A 17,494-nucleotide genomic window follows, 5' to 3' on the forward strand; every position below is an offset into this window, starting at 1 on the left:
TTATCCAAATTTATAAATAAGTCAGAACAAATACCGGTGCCAGCATGAAAACTGACACCGGTTCAGGAAGGTTAGCCTTTAATTTCAGCCAACATTGCATCCAGCATTTCAATACCTTCAGCACCATACTTTTCTTCGATCAACTTGCGAACGGCAGGTTGAGCAGCTTCTGCAAACTTCTGCATTTCTGCAGCCGGAATTGCGTTGATTTCCATTTTCTCAGCAAGTTTTGGCAAGCCTTTTGCGGAAGCTTCAATTACACGGGACATACCACGCCCAGCATTAACCGCAACCTTAGCTGCCCAGTCCACAATCTCTTTGTGCTCTGCTGACAGGCCATTGTAGAAATCCTGGTTCATTGTCCAAACATAAGGTGTAATCACGTGATTAGTGATGGAGAGGTATTTTTGAACTTCATCAAACTTTGCGAAGGCAATAACCGGGATAGGGTTCATCTGTCCATCAGCAACACCAGTTTGCAAAGCAGTGTAAACTTCTGCCCATGGCAGTGGGGTTGCCTGACCGCCGAGTGAGTTCACCATTGCCTGATGAGTTGGCAAGGTCATGGTACGGATCCGAAGACCTTTCATGTCTTCAACAGACGTAATTGGACGTTTTGAGTTGGTGAAGGCAAAGAACCCGCCGCTATCCAATAGGCCCAGAACCTTCAGACCAGTTTCTTTTTCAAGTCCACCAGCGAATTTCTTACCGAAATTACTGGATAGATCCATGACCCGATCAGTTGCCGCGATATTTGGAAAGGCAAACGGTATGTCAAACACGCCTACAAGCGGATAATGCTGCGCAACGCCGCCAGCAGAAGAAATTGTGGATTGAACAATACCGTCGCGAACCTGCTGGATCACTTCATTGTCTTTTCCGAGCTGTCCATCAGGGAACAGCAGCACTTCAATATCACCGCCACTCGCCGTTTCAACCAGAGACTTAAATACAGATGTCATCGCGCCGGAATGGCTAGCAAATGGATCTGCTGGGTTCAGGTGAGCCAACCGGATTGTTACATCAGCAGCCATGGATGGCAGCGCTATTGCAGCACTCACGAGGCCACCCAAGGCCAGAGTTTTAAAGGAACGCATAAATGTCATGTTTGATCTCCCATAGATTCAAGATGGCAAAATTAAAGAAAAACCGCTACAACCCGAGCATTCGAGGGATAGCGAGTGTTAGGTCCGGCCAATAGGCAATCAGCAGCAAGACCGCGACTTCAGCTAATAAAAATGGCCAAAGAGCTTTGGTAATATTCTCAACCTTTTCCTTGGTAACCGATGCCAGTACAAAAAGGCAGGCACCCACAGGTGGGGTCATTAAGGAAATGTTGAGGGCTAGGATAATCATGATCCCTGCATGAACAGGGTCCATTCCAATTTTTAAGGTTAGTGGCGCCAGAACAGGCGCGAGAATAATCAAGGTCGCGTTGATATCCATAAACAAACCAATGAACAGCAACAGGGCGAGGATTAGTCCAATAATGACTTGCGGATTAGAGGAAATACTGAGAAAACCTGTAGCGATCGTCTGAGGTATCTGATTAAAGGTCATCCACCATCCAAGGATAGATGCCGCGGCAATGATCAGGAATATAACGCCAGTAATCCGGGCTGTGCGGAGCATCATCGCGTATAGATCAGGCCAAGTCAGCGCTTTGTAAATGACACCACCAATGAAAAGTGCATAAGCAAGAGCGATTGAGGCCGCTTCGGTAGGGGTCGCAATTCCACCAAGAATAGATCCCAGAATGAATACGGGCAAAATTAGTGCCAATAAGCTGGACCGAAATGCCTTGAAGATACCAAGAAGGCTTGGGCGTTTTTGACCTTTTGGAAGTTTCCACCTTGTTCCAAAAACAGCAATCAAAAGCATACAGACCACACAAATCAGAAGACCTGGCAAGATGCCGGCAGCAAATAGTCCGGCAATAGAGACCCCCATCAGTGATCCATAAATAACCGCGAGCGTTGAAGGCGGGATCGTTGGGCCAATAATTGAGCCCGCTGCTGTCACGGCACAGGCAAAACGACGGGTGTAACCCTGCTTTTCCATGGCAGGAACCAGTGTATTGCCAAATGCTGCGGCGTCCGCTGTCGCGGCTCCGGTAATGCCAGCGAACATGACTGAGGCAAGCATGTTGGAGTGAGCCATACCGCCCCGCATCCAGCCAACAAGCGCGTCCGCAAACTTGACCAGATTTGTGGTGATGCCTGATTTATTCATAATCTCGCCAGCCAAAATGAAAAATGGCATGGCAAGAAATGGAAATAGGTCGAGGCCGGCAAACATCCGATCTGGCACCATCCGGATAAATGTTCCGCCCCCCATGTCAAGAATACCAACGAGGCCCGCAACACCCATGACCATGCCAACCGGCATACCCAAAACCATCAGACCAAAAAATGTAAGTGCAACCAGTACCATGACTTACACCTCCGCCCGTTCTGCCGCCACATGTGCATCCGGAGAGAAAAAGTCATGAACAGCGACCAACGCCAATTGCAAACAACACAATGCAGCTGCGACTGGAACTCCAATAAAGGGATAGGCTTTTGGAATTTCGTTGATCATGGTGTAGCGGTTAAATCCGCGATCAACCATGCCAATGCCATAGTAAAAAATCACCGCAAAGAAACAGAACGCAATCACATCGAAGGCAACCGCTAGCCACTTGCGACCCTCAGGCGGAAACCGTTCAAACAGGATCAGCACTCCAATATGCTCCCGATGCGCAATTGCGCAGGAAACTGCTATAAGGGCCATCCAAATCATTAAATACCGGGCAAGTTCTTCAGTGAATGTCCAGTCAACGGGCAAAACATAACGTGCCAAGATACCAAGCCACACATCCAAAACCAGAACCCCCAACAGGAAGACGACTGAGCGCTCGACATATTTGTTGAAGAAACGGCTAGTCTGAATAGCTCTTAACGCTATTTGTGGCCTGAGATCAGGACGGTGCACATCAGGCATCCGGTTTTACCCCCTGTGAGACGGATGAAATCCAAGTTTCAAAAGTGTGAAATCATTGTTTCTTATTGTCAATAAATTTGTAACACTATTTTCATGAATTAAATAAACCCTTTTATTAATGGCTGTTTTCTGTCATTAATCCCATATGGGAGATAAGAAACAATTGTTTCACAACAGAGAATGACATGGCAGAAGAAGATATTAAATCCATCGAAGCGCGAATCCATGAGACCTATGATGACTTCTCAGAAACAGAACGAAAAATTGCAGATGTAATCCTTGATTATCCAGGAGATTTAAGCGCATTCACGGCTACTGAGCTCGCCTCGCTTGCAGGTGTTTCAAAGGCTTCCAGCAGCCGGTTTTTCCAGCGCCTGGGTTACAGCAGTTTTGAAGAAGCTAGAAAACTGGCAAGAGAGATCAAAAACTGGGGATCCCCTCTTTACCGGCAAGGAAAATCCTCTCCCCAACACATCAATTTCAAGGAATTTTTCGATCACGAAATTGAGCTTCTAAAAACAACGATTGGTAATATTCACCCTAATACGATTGACGAAATTACTCAGGCCATCGTGGCCAGCAAACGCATTTGGATTGTCGGATTTCGCAACAGCTATTTTCTCGCTGGTTATCTTCGCTGGCAATTACTTCAATTCCGCGGTGACGTTAATCTGCTACCCAATCCGGGCGAGACTTTCGGCGAATTTACCGCTGATATGATTGAAAGCGATCTTTTGATTGCAGTTGGCCTTCGAAGACGCCCAAGGGAGCTCGGGCAAATTATTCAGAGCGCCGAGAAAAGTGGTGCAAACCGGCTTTTAATTACGGATCCAACGGCTCGCCGCTTACCCTCTCTCGTTGACTGGACATTGACAGTTCAAACAGCCAGTCCGTTCGTTTTTGACAGCTGCTCCAGCGCTATCAGCTTGCTCCGCCTCATTGCAGTTACAGCCCTTCAGAAGGCAGGAAAACCAGGGCGCGATCACCTGAAAAGAGTAGAACGACAACACGAAATCCTAGGGGACTTAAATCACTGACGCTTTATCAAGGGAAAGCCAAAGATCCCAAATTGCGAAATTGATCAGAAGGTATATGCTGACAGACGATTTATTACCCTTTACATGCGCCCAATAAGCTAAAGACCAAATGATCCGTATTTTCATCGATGCCGATGCTTGTCCTGTGAAGGACGAGATCTACCGAGTTGCAGGACGACATAACCTCGTCAGCTTTGTTGTCAGCAATAGCTGGATGCGCCTTCCTCAAAGCCCCTTAATAGAACAAATCATTGTCGATGATGGTTTTGACGCAGCAGATAATTGGATTGCCGATAATTGTGGGCCCAAAGACGTCGTAGTAACAGCCGACATACCACTGGCAGATCGATGCCTTAAAGCCGGAAGCGTTGTTTTAGGGCCAACAGGCAAAGCCTTTACCCACAATTCGATTGGCATGAAACTCGCGATGAGGGAGCTCAATACCCACTTGAGAGAAATGGGTGAAATATCCGGCTACAATGCATCATTCTCAAAGAAAGATCGCAGCAATTTTCTCAATGTCCTGGAAAATACCATACAGAAACTGAAACGGGGCTGATCCGCAGCACCTACCGATCAGCCCCATTCGTAACAACATCGAACTAAATAACGGTTAGTTCGCTTCTCGTTCAGCCCAGCCTGCGAAAACTTTCTCCATAGCGACGACAACGTAGTATAGCGCAATCCCCAAAATTGCGAGGGCAATCAGCACGGCAAACATCAATGGATAGTCTGCGTTTATTTTACCACTATCAAAAAGATGTCCCAAACCGCGACCATGGGGCTCCACTATTTCCATCAAATTGGTTCCGATAAACGCCAGCGTAACTGACACCTTTAACGCCCCGAAAAACTCTGGAAGGGTTTTCGGTAGAGCGATTTTCCTAAAAATCGTGAATTTGCTGGCACCGAGTGAGTAGAGAATATCCCGATATTCAGGCTCAAGAGTACTTAATCCAATAGAAATACTGACAGCAATTGGGAAAAACGAAATCATGAATGCAATCAGGATCGTATTCATGTCGTGCTGCCCAACAAACAAGAGCGCAACAACAGGCACTACAGTCGCCTTCGGGACAGCATTAAACCCGACCAGAAGCGGATAAAGGGCTTCTCGCATTGTGCGCGAAAACCCCATGATCATGCCAAGGCCAAGACCAAATATCACTGCCAACAAAAGACCGACAATTGTTCGCCATAAGGTGTCCCATCCATATTGCAGGAATAGCCATCTATGCTTGAAAAATGCAGGGCCAAGGTCAGACGGGGATGCCATGACATAATTCGGCCAGTTATTCGCCCAAACCAATGCTTCCCAAAGAAGGGCAAAAATTATAAGAGCCAAAAGAGGTACGCCAAATTTACGAAGCATTTGAATGTACCTCCACGTCCCGACCTTGAGCGATCTGAATTTGTTGGCGAAGGGTTGCCAACATATCGACTGCCGGGCCTTTGTATAAATCATCCAGCGTTCGATCTGCCCCTAAAGGGACATCCATGACAAACTGGGTTTTAGCCGGCCTGCCGGACAAAACCACCACCTGATCTGCCAGAAAGATGGACTCTCGCAAATCATGAGTGATCAAAAGACAGGTAAATTGTTCCTGATGACGCAATTCATGCATGATCTGCCACAAATCTTCCCGTGTGAAGGCGTCAAGGGCTCCAAAAGGTTCGTCCATGATCAAGATATCTGGGCGATGGACAAGCGCTCGACACAAAGACGCTCGCTGGCGCATCCCACCGGATAATTCAGAGGGCTTTTTGCTTTCAAATCCTTCCAACCCGACCATGGCCAAAAGCTCCAGTCCCCTCTCTTCACGTTGCTTCTGTGACAACGAATTTGGAACAATTTCTAGAGGCAAAAGGACATTGTCCAAAATGCTCCGCCATTCAAGCAAAACTGGATTTTGAAATGCCATCCCTACATTGGCCCGCGGTCCACGGACCAACTCACCATCAACCAGAACCGATCCTTGGTCCGGGATCATCAAACCCGCTATCAAACGGGTTAGGGTTGATTTTCCGCAACCTGAAGGCCCAACCACAGCCGTAAACGAGCCGGGTGCAATATCAACCTCCAATCCATTTAAGACATGAAGCGGTCCGGTATCTGTCTCGAATGTATGATGAACATCCGCAATGGTAATTTGTGAACTCATGGCGTCACTTCAGAAATTTTTGATAAAAAAGGAAGAGGCCAAAGATGGCCTCTTCCCACAAAGTGTTTATACTGAAATTACTTCAGCATCAAACTACCATCAGACGGCAGATATTTATCTGTGTAAATAGCGCTGATATCTGGCGTATTTTTGAACTCGTAGTTCTCACCAAGTTGCGCAATCGCTTTCTTCATGCGGTCCATATCAATTTTACCCATGCCATTCGCTTTGGTGAAATCAGTTACCACATTTTGATCAATCGACAACTTCAGACGGCGAGCTTCCAGCGCTACATCAGCTGCTGGGTTCCGCTTCGCAACCATCTTGGCACCAGCTTCTGGATCAGCAATCACATCATTCCATCCCTTTGCGACAGCTGACAGGAAGTTAGTCACAGCATCCGCATTCGCTTTGGCAAAATCTGTGTTCACAATAATTGCGTTACCATACAGGCTCAAACCATGGTCCGCCATCAACAGAACTTTGATGTCTTCCTCTGGAACACCCAGACGAACAAGATTCAAGAAGCTGGAGAAGGAAAAGCCTGTGATCGCATCCACGTTTCCTTCGGCAAGCATCGGCTCACGTGTTGGAAATCCAACTGGCTCTACTTTAATCTTGGACATATCCAGTCCATTGGCAGATGCAAAAGCTGGGAACTGCGCCCAAGCTCCATCTGGTGGCGGCGCACCCAAGACTTTACCTTCAAGGTCTTTTGGACTTGAAACGCCTTGCGAAGCTCGTCCGACCACTGCAAATGGTGGCTTGTCATACACCATCATAACAGCTGTCACTGGCGCACCTGGATTCTGATCAAGGAATTTGATCAGGCTGTTGATGTCTGCAAAGCCAATCGGAAAGTTGCCAGTAGCGACTTTCGGAATAGCGTCAAGCGACCCTTTACCCGCAGAAACCTCAACTTCCAGACCTGCTGCCTTAAAATGTCCGTTATCAATAGCAGCAAAATAAGCAGCGCTAGGACCTTCAAACTTCCAGTCCAAAGCGAAAGGTATTTTGGTGTCTGCCGCGGCACCGGTCAATGCGGCGCCTACAACGACAGCCGCCGTCGCAAAGGACATGACAAGTTTTTTCATCATTACTGATAGCTCCCCAATTCAAAGAAATTCAACGCATCATGACACCAGATAGCTAAATTTTAATCAAGTATATTTTATGATCAAAAAATGGGCAGATGGTGGCCAAATTTGGAGCAATCAAGTACTCGATAAGCAGTAAACAATTTCAATGACTTGCTATTCTTGAAAAGCAGGCTCCAATCTATTCGAGCTGATTAGATATATATCCGCTCCTCAATAGGAGTTTGATCAATTAGGGAACCAACAATTTTGATAAACTCAGCTTCGGCGCGGTTCAGCTGTACATTCGGATTTTCCACGACATAGACATCAATAGCCGGCGGGTTGGAATAAGGAGGTAGCCGCCAAAGAATACCTGCCTCCACATCCCTTTTAGCAACATGAATTGGCAATGGCCCGATACCAAGGCCAGATATGATCATTCTCCGCACCTCCTCAAGATTTGCAGAGGTTCCGACAATTCGATCGTCAAGGTTTGCATGCGCTCTCATCAAGGCCACTTGCCTTAAAGCATCACCCATTTGATCTGTTACAAAGCTGACACTCGAATGACCTTTTAAATCACTTTCATTCAGGTTTTCCCGCCCAAACAAGGGATGTTCTGGCCCACAAAACAGTCCAAAATGCTCACGGAACAAACGCCGATACTGAAGCTTGGGACTTCTTTCTTTCACCAGACAAACACCAATACTGGCCTTTCTGGCCAAGAGATTTTCAATCGCATGTCGACTTGCAGATATTTCGATAGAAAGAGTGGCATTGGGATGTGTTTGATGAAAGATAGACAGAGCTCTATCGAACAGAGGGCATTCAACATGGCTGGCCATGGCAATTCTAACATGACCGCTAATTTCATCTTCCGTATTTCTCAGCAAAGTATCAAAACGAAGAATGGCACCATGAATATCAATGATCTCTTTCTCTAAGAGTTCCCCCGCCTTCGTCAGTCGAAAGCTTCCTGGTGACCTGTCTACCAGCTTTTTATTGAGTCGATCTTCGAGTCTTTTTAAGGACGCCGATACAGAGGGTTGACGGAGGCGAAGCGTATTGGCTGCATCCGTAATGCTTTTTGATTTGGCTATCACCAGAAAGGTTTTAAGCAGGTTCCAATCCAGATCACGAGCCAATCGCTCCGGCGATGAATAGCTAGGGGTTTCTCTCATAGATTTAATCTATAGTTAGAATTTTCCGTATCTATTTGATCTATACCCTGAGCTTTGCCAGTCTTCAAGACAATTGATCAGGGGGTGTTATGTCAATTGAAAAACGGGAGGCACGGCAGCCGTGGATATTATTGTCACCTGCGCTGACATCAATAGCGCTGCTGTTGATCATTCCTCTCCTATTTATAGTCGTTTATTCATTTTGGCTCAGAACAGCAACTGGGGCTGACCAAGTTGGGTTTTATCTGGATAATTGGCACGAAGTCCTCACCGATGAATTCTATCGGGACATCTTACTACAGACACTCCGAATTGCAGCGATTACGACAATTGTCTGCGCTTTGATGGGTTATCCCGCCGCCTACTTTATTGCTCGCTCAAACGGCAATAAGGCTATTCTTCTGCTGTTACTGATGCTCCCCTTCTGGATCAGCTATATCATTCGAACAATGTCCTGGATCAATATCCTTGGTGTTTCTGGTGCTTTCAACACGTTCCTAGTAGGAATTGGCCTGATCGATGAGCCGCTCCAAATGCTATATAACGAAGTGACAGTTATTCTAGGCCTAGTGCACTTCTTGTTGCCGTTCATGGTGCTCAACGTCTATGTGAGCCTCGAAGATATTGACCAAAATCTAGAAGATGCCTCTTGCTCCTTAGGAGCAACCCGTTGGCAAAGCTTTCTGGAGGTCACATTACCTCTTTCTCTTCCCGGACTTGCCGCAGGTGGTTTGCTCTGTTTTGTCTTAGGAGCAGGCACCTACATTACCCCTGTTATTTTGGGTGGACCAAGGGATGCCATGTTCGCCAATCTGGTTTTTGAAGCCATTATCACTCAACTCGACTGGCCTCTCGGTTCCGTTTTATCGCTGGTCCTAATCGCTGTCCTTGGATCAATCGTTCTTCTGTACAACCGCTTCCTTGGAATGCGGCAATTGATGAAGGGGCTTGGCTGATGAATTGGAACTTTGTACGCCTTTGGACTGTTCTAGTCTATCTTTTCATGTTTCTTCCGGTTGCTGTTGTCGTCCTGCTCAGCTTCAATGCCAACCAGTTTGGTAGCTTTCCAATTACAGGCTTTTCGTTTCGTTGGTTTTACGAACTGGCTTCAAATGATGCAATTCTCAGGGCTTTCAAGACGTCGCTTTTACTGGGAACACTGACAGCAATCATTTCAACAACCTTGGGTGTTCTCGCCAGCTTAGCGCTTGTTCGTTACAAGGTACCGGGAAGCAATTTCATAAGCACATTGCTGATTGCGCCTATTCTAGTGCCAGAAGTCGTGCTGGCAGTGGCCCTTTTGCTCTTCCTGAATTTTCTGTCCATTCATAAAAGCTTTTTCATGCTTCTTATGGGACATGTGATCTTCACTTTACCATTTGTGGTGCTAGTCGTTCAGGCGCGCTTGATCGGTATTCGGAGGGACGTGGAAGAGGCTGCGATGAGCCTTGGCGCAACACCCATACAGACGTTTTTTCAAATCACATTACCTTTGCTGGCACCAGCGGTTTTTGCCGGAATGTTGTTTGCTTTCACCATCAGTTTTGATGACATCACGGGCACCTTGTTCTGGAAACCAGGCGGGGTCGAGACAGTGCCAACTCAAATTTTTGCCATGCTGCGTAATTCCATCTCACCGGAGATCAACGCGCTCGGCTCAGTCATGATTTTCTTCACCGTCGGGGTACCCCTTATTGGGGCTGCCATCGCCCGGCGGCTAGCGAACAAACAGGGGCGCTAGACGGTTCGATGGCAGACCACTAACAGAGAGGATAGGTTTAATGGATAATTCAAAACGTTATGAACGATTATTAGAGAGATATAGAAATGGCGATATGGAACGCCGTTCTTTTCTAGGACTGCTTGGCGCTGCTGGACTTGCATATGGTCTTCACACGCCATTTGCAAAACATGCTTTCGCTGCAACGGAACAAGTTCGCTTTGACGGCTGGGGTGGAGTTGTCTCCGAAGCATTCCGCAAACACGCATTCGATCCCTACACCAAGAAAACAGGTATTAAAGTGGTCGATGGGACATTTGGCAGCGGTGATGAATATATCTCTCGGGTGAAGGCAAGCCAGAACGGTGAATATAACATCGCACATCTGTCCGGTGTTTTTGATTACGCTCGCTATCACGGTCTTGGTCTTACCAGCGAACTAAACGAAGCCAACATCCCGAACCTGAAGTACGTTATTCCTAAACTCACTGATGTGTTCCGGGGAGTGACGGGTGGAAAATTGTCTTGTGTCCCTTATGACTACGGCACAACAGGACTTGCGTATAACCGCAAATATATTTCTGACGATGAAATGAAGGAGAAGGGTGCAAACATCCTTCTTGAAAAGAAACTTAAAGGCAAAATCGGTGGCTGGGGCGATTGGCGCACTCGGATCTGGTATGCCTCCCTTCAAACGGGTCAAAATCCAAATGGCGCAACTGATATGGATGCGATTTGGGATGCCTTGAGAACACATCGCGATCTGTTGTTGAAATATTGGGGCTCAGGCGCAGAATTGATGAGCCTTCTGGCAGAAGAAGAAATCTATGTGACAGAAGCCTGGTCAGGTCGTGTCTATGCATTGCAGGAGCAAGGTCATGATATCGGTTACATGGATCCACCAAATGGCTTTGGCTGGCAAGAATGCCTGTTCGTCATCAAGGGATCTCCAATGGAAGCCTGCGAAGAACTACTGAACTTCATGCTGGCACCAGAAACATCTATTGCTGTCGCTGAAGGCCAGAACTATCCGCCTGCCCTGGATCCAACCAAAGTAGATCTTGGAAGCAAAATTCCTAAGCTACCAGCCTTCGATCCAAAGGGAACACTTTCCGGCCTCACTTTTGCTGATCCAACGTACTGGAACAGTAACGAGCAGGAATGGTCCAAGAAGTTTGGACGAATCCAAAAAGGGTACTAAGTGATGTCTCCCCTGCTGCTAAGGCGGCAGGGGATCTATTTCCAGAGAAGGGGATCAACCCGTGAGTGCTGTAAAACTGCAAAATATTGTGAAAAAGTTTGGGGATTTCACCGCTGTTCACCCCATGTCACTTGACCTTCCAGAAGGAAGTTTCGTGACATTGCTAGGACCCTCTGGATGCGGGAAAACAACAACGCTGCGCATGATTGCGGGACTATTAGATCCCAGTGAAGGGGAAATTGTTGTTGGTGACCGTAAAGTCAACGACATCCCTATTCATAAAAGAAATTTAGGCATTGTTTTTCAGAACTACGCCTTGTTCCCTCATAAAACCGTCCGGGAAAATGTTGCGTTTGGCCTCAAATACCGAAAAGTGTCAAAAGCGGAAGTAGACCGACGCGTTAAAGAAGCCTTGGAGCTTGTACAGCTTCCCCATTTGGCTGAAAGCTATCCAAAACAACTGTCTGGTGGGCAGCAGCAACGAATTGCTTTGGCGCGGGCCATTGTCATTGAACCCGATGTTCTTTTGTTGGATGAGCCCCTCTCCGCGCTGGATGCCAATCTTCGCGAAGATATGCGGGTCGAACTTAAACGTATTCAAGATCAAATCGGAATTACCACGGTTTTTGTAACACACGATCAGTCCGAGGCACTCGCCATGTCCGACATTCTGGTCGTGATGTCCAACGGCCGGGTTGAACAAGTCGGCCCCCCAAAAGAAATCTACTCCAACCCGAACAGTCGGTTCGTCGCCGATTTCCTGGGAACTTCTAACATTTTAGAAGCAAAAGCAGACAATCAGGCCGGTCAGGAGGGCCTTACTTCAGAAACGATAGGATTTGTCCCTCTTCCTGAAGAGCAAATGGTCAAAATCAGAAACCGAACGAAGGCGTACCTTGTTTTACGAGCGGAAAAAATCGAGCTCGTAGAAGCCTCAGCGCAAGAGGACGGTCGTACGGCCTTTGAAGGAAAAATTGAAGCTGTCGATTATCAAGGACAACTGGTTCGCTATTTTGTCGACGTGAAAGGTGTCAAGTTTCAAGTCTTGAACATGCTGACGAGCAGAGGGGCATTTGAAGAAGGCGAAATTGTTTCAGTTCGCTTCCGAAATGAAGATTGTGTTGCGATTGGAGAAGACGCCTGATGTCCAGTCATCTGTTTTATCAGACGGGAACACAACGTCCGACTTTGGCAGAAGCTCGCGGGATCTACATGTGGGATGTAGAAGGCAAGCGCTACCTGGACGGTTCCTCTGGGGCTATGGTTTGTAATATCGGACATTCTAATCCGAATGTGTTGGAGGCTATGCGCCGACAAATGGATAAGTCCACATTCGGTTATCGATTGCATTTTGAAACCGAACCATCCGAACAGTTAGCTGCGCGAGTTTCCTCTCATGCACCAGAAGGGCTCGATAAGGTCTTTTTTGTCTCAGGCGGCTCTGAAGCTGTGGAAAGTGCCATCAAGCTTGCGCGCCAATATGCTGTTGTGACAGGTCAGGAAAGTCGCTGGAAAGTCATTTCACGCTCTCCCAGTTATCACGGTTGTACACTTGGAGCTTTGGCCTTAACCGGATACGATCCACTGACAAGACCATTTTCTCCGATGTTCCAGGCCATGCCAAAAATCCCGGCACCAACAGCCTATTTGGATCAGCGCGACCCCAACGATTTGGCGACGGGCCACTATTACGCAGACTTATTGGAGCAGAAAATCCAAGAAGAAGGCCCAGAAACTGTTCTGGCCTTTATTGTCGAACCTATTGGTGGCGCTTCCACCGGAGCATTAGTGCCTCCCGCCGGATACATGGAACGTATCCGGGAAATCTGTGACCGGTATGGTATCCTGCTGATCTATGACGAAGTCATGACAGGCGGTGGCCGTACCGGTCATTTTTTTGCAGTTGATCACTGGGATGCCAGACCCGACATTATTACCTTTTCTAAAGGGTTCGCAGCTGGATATTCACCTCTGGGGGCAATGATTGCAGATAACCCAATTGTTGATGCGGTTATCGACAGCGGTGGGTTTTTGCATGGATTTACATACGCTGGGAATCCACTTGCCTGTGCAGCTGGGCTTGCAGTTTTGGAAGAGATTCAAAGCCAGGATATGATCTCCAACGCACGCGCCATGGGTGCCCTGCTAAAAAGTGAAATGCAAGGGCTAATGAAACGCTACCCATTTATTGGTGATGTCCGCGGTGAAGGCCTTCTTCTGGCCTTTGAGCTGGTCGCAGAAAGAGAAACGATGCGGCCGCTCCCTAAAGAGAAAAATGCCTATCTAAAGCTCGTTGATATCGCCTACTCAAATGGCTTGATCATTTATTCCAGACGAACCCGAAACGGCTTAGAAGGGGATCATTTCCTTGTCTGTCCGCCGATGATTATTTCAAGAGAACAGATTGCAGAGATTATGGATCTTTTGACCAAATCACTCGATACGTTCGCGAAATCTGAAACCCTTTCCCTCAACAGCGCTTAAACATCTAATCCCCATGAGCAAGATTATTATCACCTGTGCAGTCACAGGCTCCATACACACCCCTTCCATGTCCGATTACTTGCCTATTACAGGGGAGCAAATAGCGGAACAATCAATTGCCGCGGCAACGGCGGGGGCTGCAATCATTCACCTGCATGCCCGAGATCCTGAGAGTGGTCGACCTTCCTCAAAGGCAGAAGACTTTATGGCTTTCCTGCCGCAGATCAATTCTGCATCTGAAGCCGTGATCAACATCTCAACAGGGGGGAGCGCTCTTATGCCATTGGAAGAGCGTCTGGCCGCGCCTTTTATCGTGGAACCTGAAATGTGCTCCCTCAACATGGGCACCATGAATTTCGCTCTCTATCCTCTCGCTGAAAGAATTACAGATTGGAAACATAATTGGGAGAAAGGGTTTCTAGAAAACTCCGATGATCTGGTATTCAAGAACACCCCGAGGGATATTGCCTATGTCCTTGAACAAATGGGACAGCAACGGGGATCCCGCTTTGAGTTCGAATGCTATGATGTCGGTCACCTATACATGCTCCGTCATTTCGTCGATCGGGGTCTGGTTCAAAAACCGCTCTTTATTCAATTCGTTTTTGGGGTCCTCGGTGGCATAGGTGCTGACCCTGAAAACCTAATTCACATGAAACGAATTTCGGACAAATTGTTTGGTGATGACTACAAGTTTTCAGTGCTCGCAGCCGGTAGGCATCAAATCCCACTTGCAACCATGGCTGCGACTATGGGCGGTCACGTCCGGGTGGGCTTAGAAGATAACCTTTTCATTGGAAAAGGTGAGCTTGCCACCTCCAATGCGAGCCAGGTGGAAAAGATCCGCCGGATCGTTGAGGAACTGGGTAGAGAGGTCGCGACACCGGCGGATGCGCGGGATATGCTGTCATTGAAAGGTTCCGAAAACACGAGATTTCAATGACAAACACATTAATCCGACCCGCCCAGATTGAAGACACACCAAGACTGAATGCAGCTCTCAGAGCCCTCTCAGAACATATGGGGGATCCCCATAGAATTACTGATGAGACCCTTGAGCAGGCCTTATTCAGTTCACCTCCCTCGGCTCGAGCCATCATTGCAGAACAAGATCAAGAAGTCGTTGGAGCCGTACTCTATTCTCCCTTTGTTTCAACAACGAAAGGCGGAATAGGGCTGTATGTTTCCGACCTTTGGGTGTCAGAAAAAATGCGAAGGCAGGGTCTTGGACCAAAGTTGATGGATGCGGCCGTTAACAGTGAGACGCAGGAAATCAAGATGATCCGTCTTGCTGTTTATGACAGCAATCCAGCCGCCCTAAAAACTTATCTAAGGCTTGGTTTCAAAGCAGAAACCGAAGCCAAAACAATGATCCTCTTGCGTGAGGACTTTTCAAACATACGAGGAAAAAATGAAAGCCGTATTTGACGAGCGCCAATGGAAGCATGACCCCCAAAACTTCATGGCCAACGGTCAATCCCTCCGTAATCCTGAACAACCGGAAAGGATCCGTATCCTTCACGAGGGAGCCAAACGAGCAGGCGCAGAATTTATCGCACCTGAAGATCATGGAAGCGGTCCGATAGCAGCCGTTCATTCGCCCGAGTATCTGACATTTTTAGAGAATATTTATACGCGCTGGAAACGGATTGAAGGCTCTTCTGATGAGGTAATTCCCAATATTCATCCAGATAACCGAGGTGCAAACTATCCTAAATCTGCAGTTGGTCAGGCCGGATACCACCAGGCTGACACAGCCTGCCCTATCGCTGAGGGGACCTGGGAGGCGTCTTACTGGTCGGCACAAACAGCTTTAAGCGCAGCCGACCTGATCCTTCAAGGCGAAAAAGAAGCCTATGCCCTTTGCCGCCCACCCGGGCATCACGCTTTTGCTGATCTCGCTGGTGGATTTTGCTTTTTAAATAATTCGGCAATTGCTGCCGATTATCTCCTTCAGAAAGGTTTGAAACCTGCCATTCTCGATGTGGACGTGCATCATGGAAACGGAACGCAAGGTATTTTCTATCAGCGTTCAGATGTCCTAACCGTATCCCTGCATGCGGATCCTGATCGTTTTTACCCCTTTTTCTGGGGCGGCGCTCAAGAGCGCGGCGAAGGATTGGGGGAAGGATATAACCTCAACATCCCGTTACCGCGCGGCACAGGGGATGATGAGTATCTTGAGCAGTTAAAACCAGCGCTGGCCAGAATTCAGTCATTTGGGGCAACCGTTCTAGTGGTTGCATTGGGCCTAGACTCCCATGAAAATGATCCTTTGCAGGGCCTTTCCATCACCACTCCCGGCTTTGCTCGACTTGGCAAGGCAATTGCGAAGCCCAATTTGCCTACTCTTCTCGTGCAGGAAGGTGGCTACCTTTCAGAGGACCTCGGCCATAATATCGAAAATTTCCTCACTGGTTTTGAAAGCAAATGACGATTACTGCTGATGTGATTGTTATTGGCGGCGGAATGGCAGGTGTCAGTGCCGCCGCTGAACTATCAAGTGAGGCCAGGGTCGTCCTTCTGGAGATGGAGAGTAGCGTTGGTTATCACGCCTCTGGCCGGACGGCTGCAATATTTATCCGTAACTATGGCAATGAAACATTACGGGCATTAAATTCCATTGCAGAAGATTTCTTTTTAAATCCTGAGGGAGTATCTGAGAGTTCTCTCCTGTCTCCAAGGGGACAACTCATGTTTGCGCATGAGGCGGAACTAGATAAATTAAACACGTACCTCGAAGGCGCAGAAGGGATGGAAACTCTGACGGCAAGAGAGGCAGGAGACCTTGTTCCCATCTTAAAAACTGATCTCATCGTAAAAGCAGCTTATGAAAAAAACGCGCGAGATATTGATGTTGATCGAATGCTTCAAGGCTATTTAAAACTTCTTAAATCTCGAAAAGGCTCAGTCTTTACAGATAAAAAAGTCATTGAAATCACCTTCAAAGACGGTGTCTGGAATGTTCATGCAGGAACAGAACATTATCAGGCAAAAGTTATTGTCAACGCTGCCGGTGCCTGGGTTGATGACTTAGCTAAACTTGCAAATGTAGCAACAGTTGGTGCCAACCCCCTTCGCAGATCTGCCGCTATCTTACCAAAACCCGAAGTAAGCGGTTTTGAAGAATGGCCGCTCTTTGTCAGCGCCTCCGAAAGTTTTTACGCTAAGCCAGAAGCTGGTACTTTAATGGTATCCCCCGCTGATGAAGATCCTGTGGAACCCCATGACGCTTGGGTAGATGATATGGCACTTGCGGAGGGACTACACCGATTTGAACAGGCAACAACTATAGAGGTCAACAGGCTTGAGCATAGCTGGGCCGGCTTACGGACATTTGTGGAAGACAGAACACCCGTTGTTGGTTTTGCACCAGATGCTGAGGGTTTCTTCTGGCTGGCGGGTCAGGGCGGCTACGGAATTCAGACAGCTCCCGCATTGTCAAAGATTGCGACTGAGCTGATTTTAAATCGCGAACCCCTATTGGATAACACCATCTTAAACGCCCTCAAGCCCGATAGATTTGGTGAATAAGTTTAGTCGCACCCACATTTCCTAACCATTTCACTTAACCGAGGAGAGGCAGAAACCCTCCTTGACTATTTTGCAAATAAGAATTATTCGCATATATAGAGGTGAAATGGGACA

At 47.5% G+C, this 17,494-nt stretch carries 17 protein-coding genes and 1 pseudogene; 11 read left to right on the top strand and 7 right to left on the bottom strand.

Going from position 1 to position 17,494, the window contains the following annotated elements; all coding sequences use genetic code 11:
* Positions 1 to 71: 71 nt before the first annotated feature.
* The 3 genes from HH301_RS01830 to HH301_RS01840 are packed head-to-tail and all read right to left on the bottom strand — an operon-like array spanning position 72 to position 2,982.
* Positions 72 to 1,106: a TRAP transporter substrate-binding protein gene (locus tag HH301_RS01830; RefSeq protein WP_206378124.1), complete on the bottom strand. Its 1,035-nt coding sequence runs from the start codon at positions 1,104 to 1,106 to the stop codon at positions 72 to 74.
* 46 nt (positions 1,107 to 1,152) lie between these two features.
* A complete protein-coding gene (locus HH301_RS01835; protein WP_169566372.1) occupies positions 1,153 to 2,433 on the bottom strand; it encodes a TRAP transporter large permease in 1,281 nt (426 codons plus the stop codon).
* A 3-nt stretch (positions 2,434 to 2,436) separates the two neighbouring features.
* On the bottom strand, positions 2,437 to 2,982 hold the full coding sequence (locus HH301_RS01840; RefSeq protein ID WP_169566373.1) for a TRAP transporter small permease: 546 nt from the start codon (positions 2,980 to 2,982) through the stop codon (positions 2,437 to 2,439).
* Positions 2,983 to 3,167: 185 nt separating this feature from the next.
* Here HH301_RS01840 and HH301_RS01845 point away from each other — a divergent pair, with 185 nt between their 5' ends.
* Positions 3,168 to 4,019 (top strand): MurR/RpiR family transcriptional regulator, encoded by an 852-nt coding sequence (locus tag HH301_RS01845; protein WP_169566374.1) that lies wholly within the window; start codon positions 3,168 to 3,170, stop codon positions 4,017 to 4,019.
* A 109-nt stretch (positions 4,020 to 4,128) separates the two neighbouring features.
* The gene (locus HH301_RS01850) at positions 4,129 to 4,578 is read left to right on the top strand and encodes a YaiI/YqxD family protein (RefSeq protein WP_169566375.1); all 450 of its coding nucleotides are present in this window, start codon (positions 4,129 to 4,131) and stop codon (positions 4,576 to 4,578) included.
* Between the two features lie 54 nt (positions 4,579 to 4,632).
* On the opposite strand, the gene HH301_RS01855 is transcribed toward HH301_RS01850, so the two are convergent.
* The 4 genes and pseudogenes from HH301_RS01855 to HH301_RS01870 all read right to left on the bottom strand — a co-directional run bounded on the left by HH301_RS01855 (position 4,633) and on the right by HH301_RS01870 (position 8,441).
* The gene (locus tag HH301_RS01855; RefSeq protein WP_206378125.1) at positions 4,633 to 5,391 is read right to left on the bottom strand and encodes an ABC transporter permease; all 759 of its coding nucleotides are present in this window, start codon (positions 5,389 to 5,391) and stop codon (positions 4,633 to 4,635) included.
* A pseudogene (locus tag HH301_RS01860) lies at positions 5,381 to 6,082 on the bottom strand (ABC transporter ATP-binding protein); the annotation flags it as partial. The gene HH301_RS01855 and the pseudogene HH301_RS01860, both read right to left, overlap by 11 nt.
* Before the next feature lie 176 nt (positions 6,083 to 6,258).
* Positions 6,259 to 7,260 carry an ABC transporter substrate-binding protein gene (locus HH301_RS01865; protein WP_420821175.1) on the bottom strand — a complete coding sequence of 334 codons (1,002 nt, stop codon included), beginning with the start codon at positions 7,258 to 7,260 and terminating at the stop codon, positions 6,259 to 6,261.
* Between the two features lie 212 nt (positions 7,261 to 7,472).
* Positions 7,473 to 8,441: a LysR family transcriptional regulator gene (locus HH301_RS01870; protein ID WP_169566378.1), complete on the bottom strand. Its 969-nt coding sequence runs from the start codon at positions 8,439 to 8,441 to the stop codon at positions 7,473 to 7,475.
* Positions 8,442 to 8,530: 89 nt separating this feature from the next.
* On the opposite strand from HH301_RS01870, the gene HH301_RS01875 reads away from it, so the two are divergent.
* The 9 genes from HH301_RS01875 to HH301_RS01915 all read left to right on the top strand — a co-directional run bounded on the left by HH301_RS01875 (position 8,531) and on the right by HH301_RS01915 (position 17,380).
* Entirely contained in the window at positions 8,531 to 9,397 is an 867-nt protein-coding gene (locus HH301_RS01875) for an ABC transporter permease (protein ID WP_169566379.1), read from the top strand.
* Entirely contained in the window at positions 9,397 to 10,182 is a 786-nt protein-coding gene (locus HH301_RS01880; RefSeq protein ID WP_169566380.1) for an ABC transporter permease, read from the top strand. The genes HH301_RS01875 and HH301_RS01880 overlap by 1 nt, the downstream gene beginning before the upstream one ends.
* A 40-nt stretch (positions 10,183 to 10,222) precedes the next feature.
* Positions 10,223 to 11,362, top strand: coding sequence for an extracellular solute-binding protein (locus HH301_RS01885; protein WP_169566381.1), 1,140 nt, complete (start codon positions 10,223 to 10,225; stop codon positions 11,360 to 11,362).
* A gap of 61 nt (positions 11,363 to 11,423) precedes the next feature.
* Entirely contained in the window at positions 11,424 to 12,506 is a 1,083-nt protein-coding gene (locus tag HH301_RS01890; protein WP_169566382.1) for a polyamine ABC transporter ATP-binding protein, read from the top strand.
* Positions 12,506 to 13,846, top strand: a complete 1,341-nt coding sequence (locus HH301_RS01895; protein ID WP_169566383.1) for an aminotransferase family protein — start codon at positions 12,506 to 12,508, stop codon at positions 13,844 to 13,846. The genes HH301_RS01890 and HH301_RS01895 overlap by 1 nt, the downstream gene beginning before the upstream one ends.
* A 13-nt stretch (positions 13,847 to 13,859) precedes the next feature.
* Entirely contained in the window at positions 13,860 to 14,789 is a 930-nt protein-coding gene (kce, locus tag HH301_RS01900; protein ID WP_169566384.1) for a 3,5-dioxohexanoate:acetyl-CoA acetone transferase, read from the top strand.
* On the top strand, positions 14,786 to 15,274 hold the full coding sequence (locus tag HH301_RS01905) for a GNAT family N-acetyltransferase (protein WP_169566385.1): 489 nt from the start codon (positions 14,786 to 14,788) through the stop codon (positions 15,272 to 15,274). The genes kce and HH301_RS01905 overlap by 4 nt, the downstream gene beginning before the upstream one ends.
* Positions 15,258 to 16,280: a histone deacetylase family protein gene (locus HH301_RS01910; RefSeq protein WP_169566386.1), complete on the top strand. Its 1,023-nt coding sequence runs from the start codon at positions 15,258 to 15,260 to the stop codon at positions 16,278 to 16,280. Before HH301_RS01905 ends, HH301_RS01910 begins: the two co-directional genes overlap by 17 nt.
* Positions 16,277 to 17,380: an NAD(P)/FAD-dependent oxidoreductase gene (locus HH301_RS01915; protein ID WP_169566387.1), complete on the top strand. Its 1,104-nt coding sequence runs from the start codon at positions 16,277 to 16,279 to the stop codon at positions 17,378 to 17,380. Before HH301_RS01910 ends, HH301_RS01915 begins: the two co-directional genes overlap by 4 nt.
* The last annotated feature ends 114 nt before the right edge of the window (positions 17,381 to 17,494 follow it).

The organism is Sneathiella limimaris (assembly GCF_012932565.1).
Taxonomy (GTDB): domain Bacteria; phylum Pseudomonadota; class Alphaproteobacteria; order Sneathiellales; family Sneathiellaceae; genus Sneathiella; species Sneathiella limimaris.

What these genes read in the sequence shown, in the direction of transcription:
- HH301_RS01830 (WP_206378124.1), bottom strand. Translation starts at nt 1,106, where the DNA reads ATGACATTTATGCGTTCCTTTAAAACTCTGGCCTTGGGTGGCCTCGTG.
- HH301_RS01835 (WP_169566372.1), bottom strand. Translation starts at nt 2,433, where the DNA reads ATGGTACTGGTTGCACTTACATTTTTTGGTCTGATGGTTTTGGGTATG.
- HH301_RS01840 (WP_169566373.1), bottom strand. Translation starts at nt 2,982, where the DNA reads ATGCCTGATGTGCACCGTCCTGATCTCAGGCCACAAATAGCGTTAAGA.
- HH301_RS01845 (WP_169566374.1), top strand. Translation starts at nt 3,168, where the DNA reads ATGGCAGAAGAAGATATTAAATCCATCGAAGCGCGAATCCATGAGACC.
- HH301_RS01850 (WP_169566375.1), top strand. Translation starts at nt 4,129, where the DNA reads ATGATCCGTATTTTCATCGATGCCGATGCTTGTCCTGTGAAGGACGAG.
- HH301_RS01855 (WP_206378125.1), bottom strand. Translation starts at nt 5,391, where the DNA reads ATGCTTCGTAAATTTGGCGTACCTCTTTTGGCTCTTATAATTTTTGCC.
- HH301_RS01865 (WP_420821175.1), bottom strand. Translation starts at nt 7,260, where the DNA reads ATGTCCTTTGCGACGGCGGCTGTCGTTGTAGGCGCCGCATTGACCGGT.
- HH301_RS01870 (WP_169566378.1), bottom strand. Translation starts at nt 8,441, where the DNA reads ATGAGAGAAACCCCTAGCTATTCATCGCCGGAGCGATTGGCTCGTGAT.
- HH301_RS01875 (WP_169566379.1), top strand. Translation starts at nt 8,531, where the DNA reads ATGTCAATTGAAAAACGGGAGGCACGGCAGCCGTGGATATTATTGTCA.
- HH301_RS01880 (WP_169566380.1), top strand. Translation starts at nt 9,397, where the DNA reads ATGAATTGGAACTTTGTACGCCTTTGGACTGTTCTAGTCTATCTTTTC.
- HH301_RS01885 (WP_169566381.1), top strand. Translation starts at nt 10,223, where the DNA reads ATGGATAATTCAAAACGTTATGAACGATTATTAGAGAGATATAGAAAT.
- HH301_RS01895 (WP_169566383.1), top strand. Translation starts at nt 12,506, where the DNA reads ATGTCCAGTCATCTGTTTTATCAGACGGGAACACAACGTCCGACTTTG.
- kce (WP_169566384.1), top strand. Translation starts at nt 13,860, where the DNA reads ATGAGCAAGATTATTATCACCTGTGCAGTCACAGGCTCCATACACACC.
- HH301_RS01905 (WP_169566385.1), top strand. Translation starts at nt 14,786, where the DNA reads ATGACAAACACATTAATCCGACCCGCCCAGATTGAAGACACACCAAGA.
- HH301_RS01910 (WP_169566386.1), top strand. Translation starts at nt 15,258, where the DNA reads ATGAAAGCCGTATTTGACGAGCGCCAATGGAAGCATGACCCCCAAAAC.
- HH301_RS01915 (WP_169566387.1), top strand. Translation starts at nt 16,277, where the DNA reads ATGACGATTACTGCTGATGTGATTGTTATTGGCGGCGGAATGGCAGGT.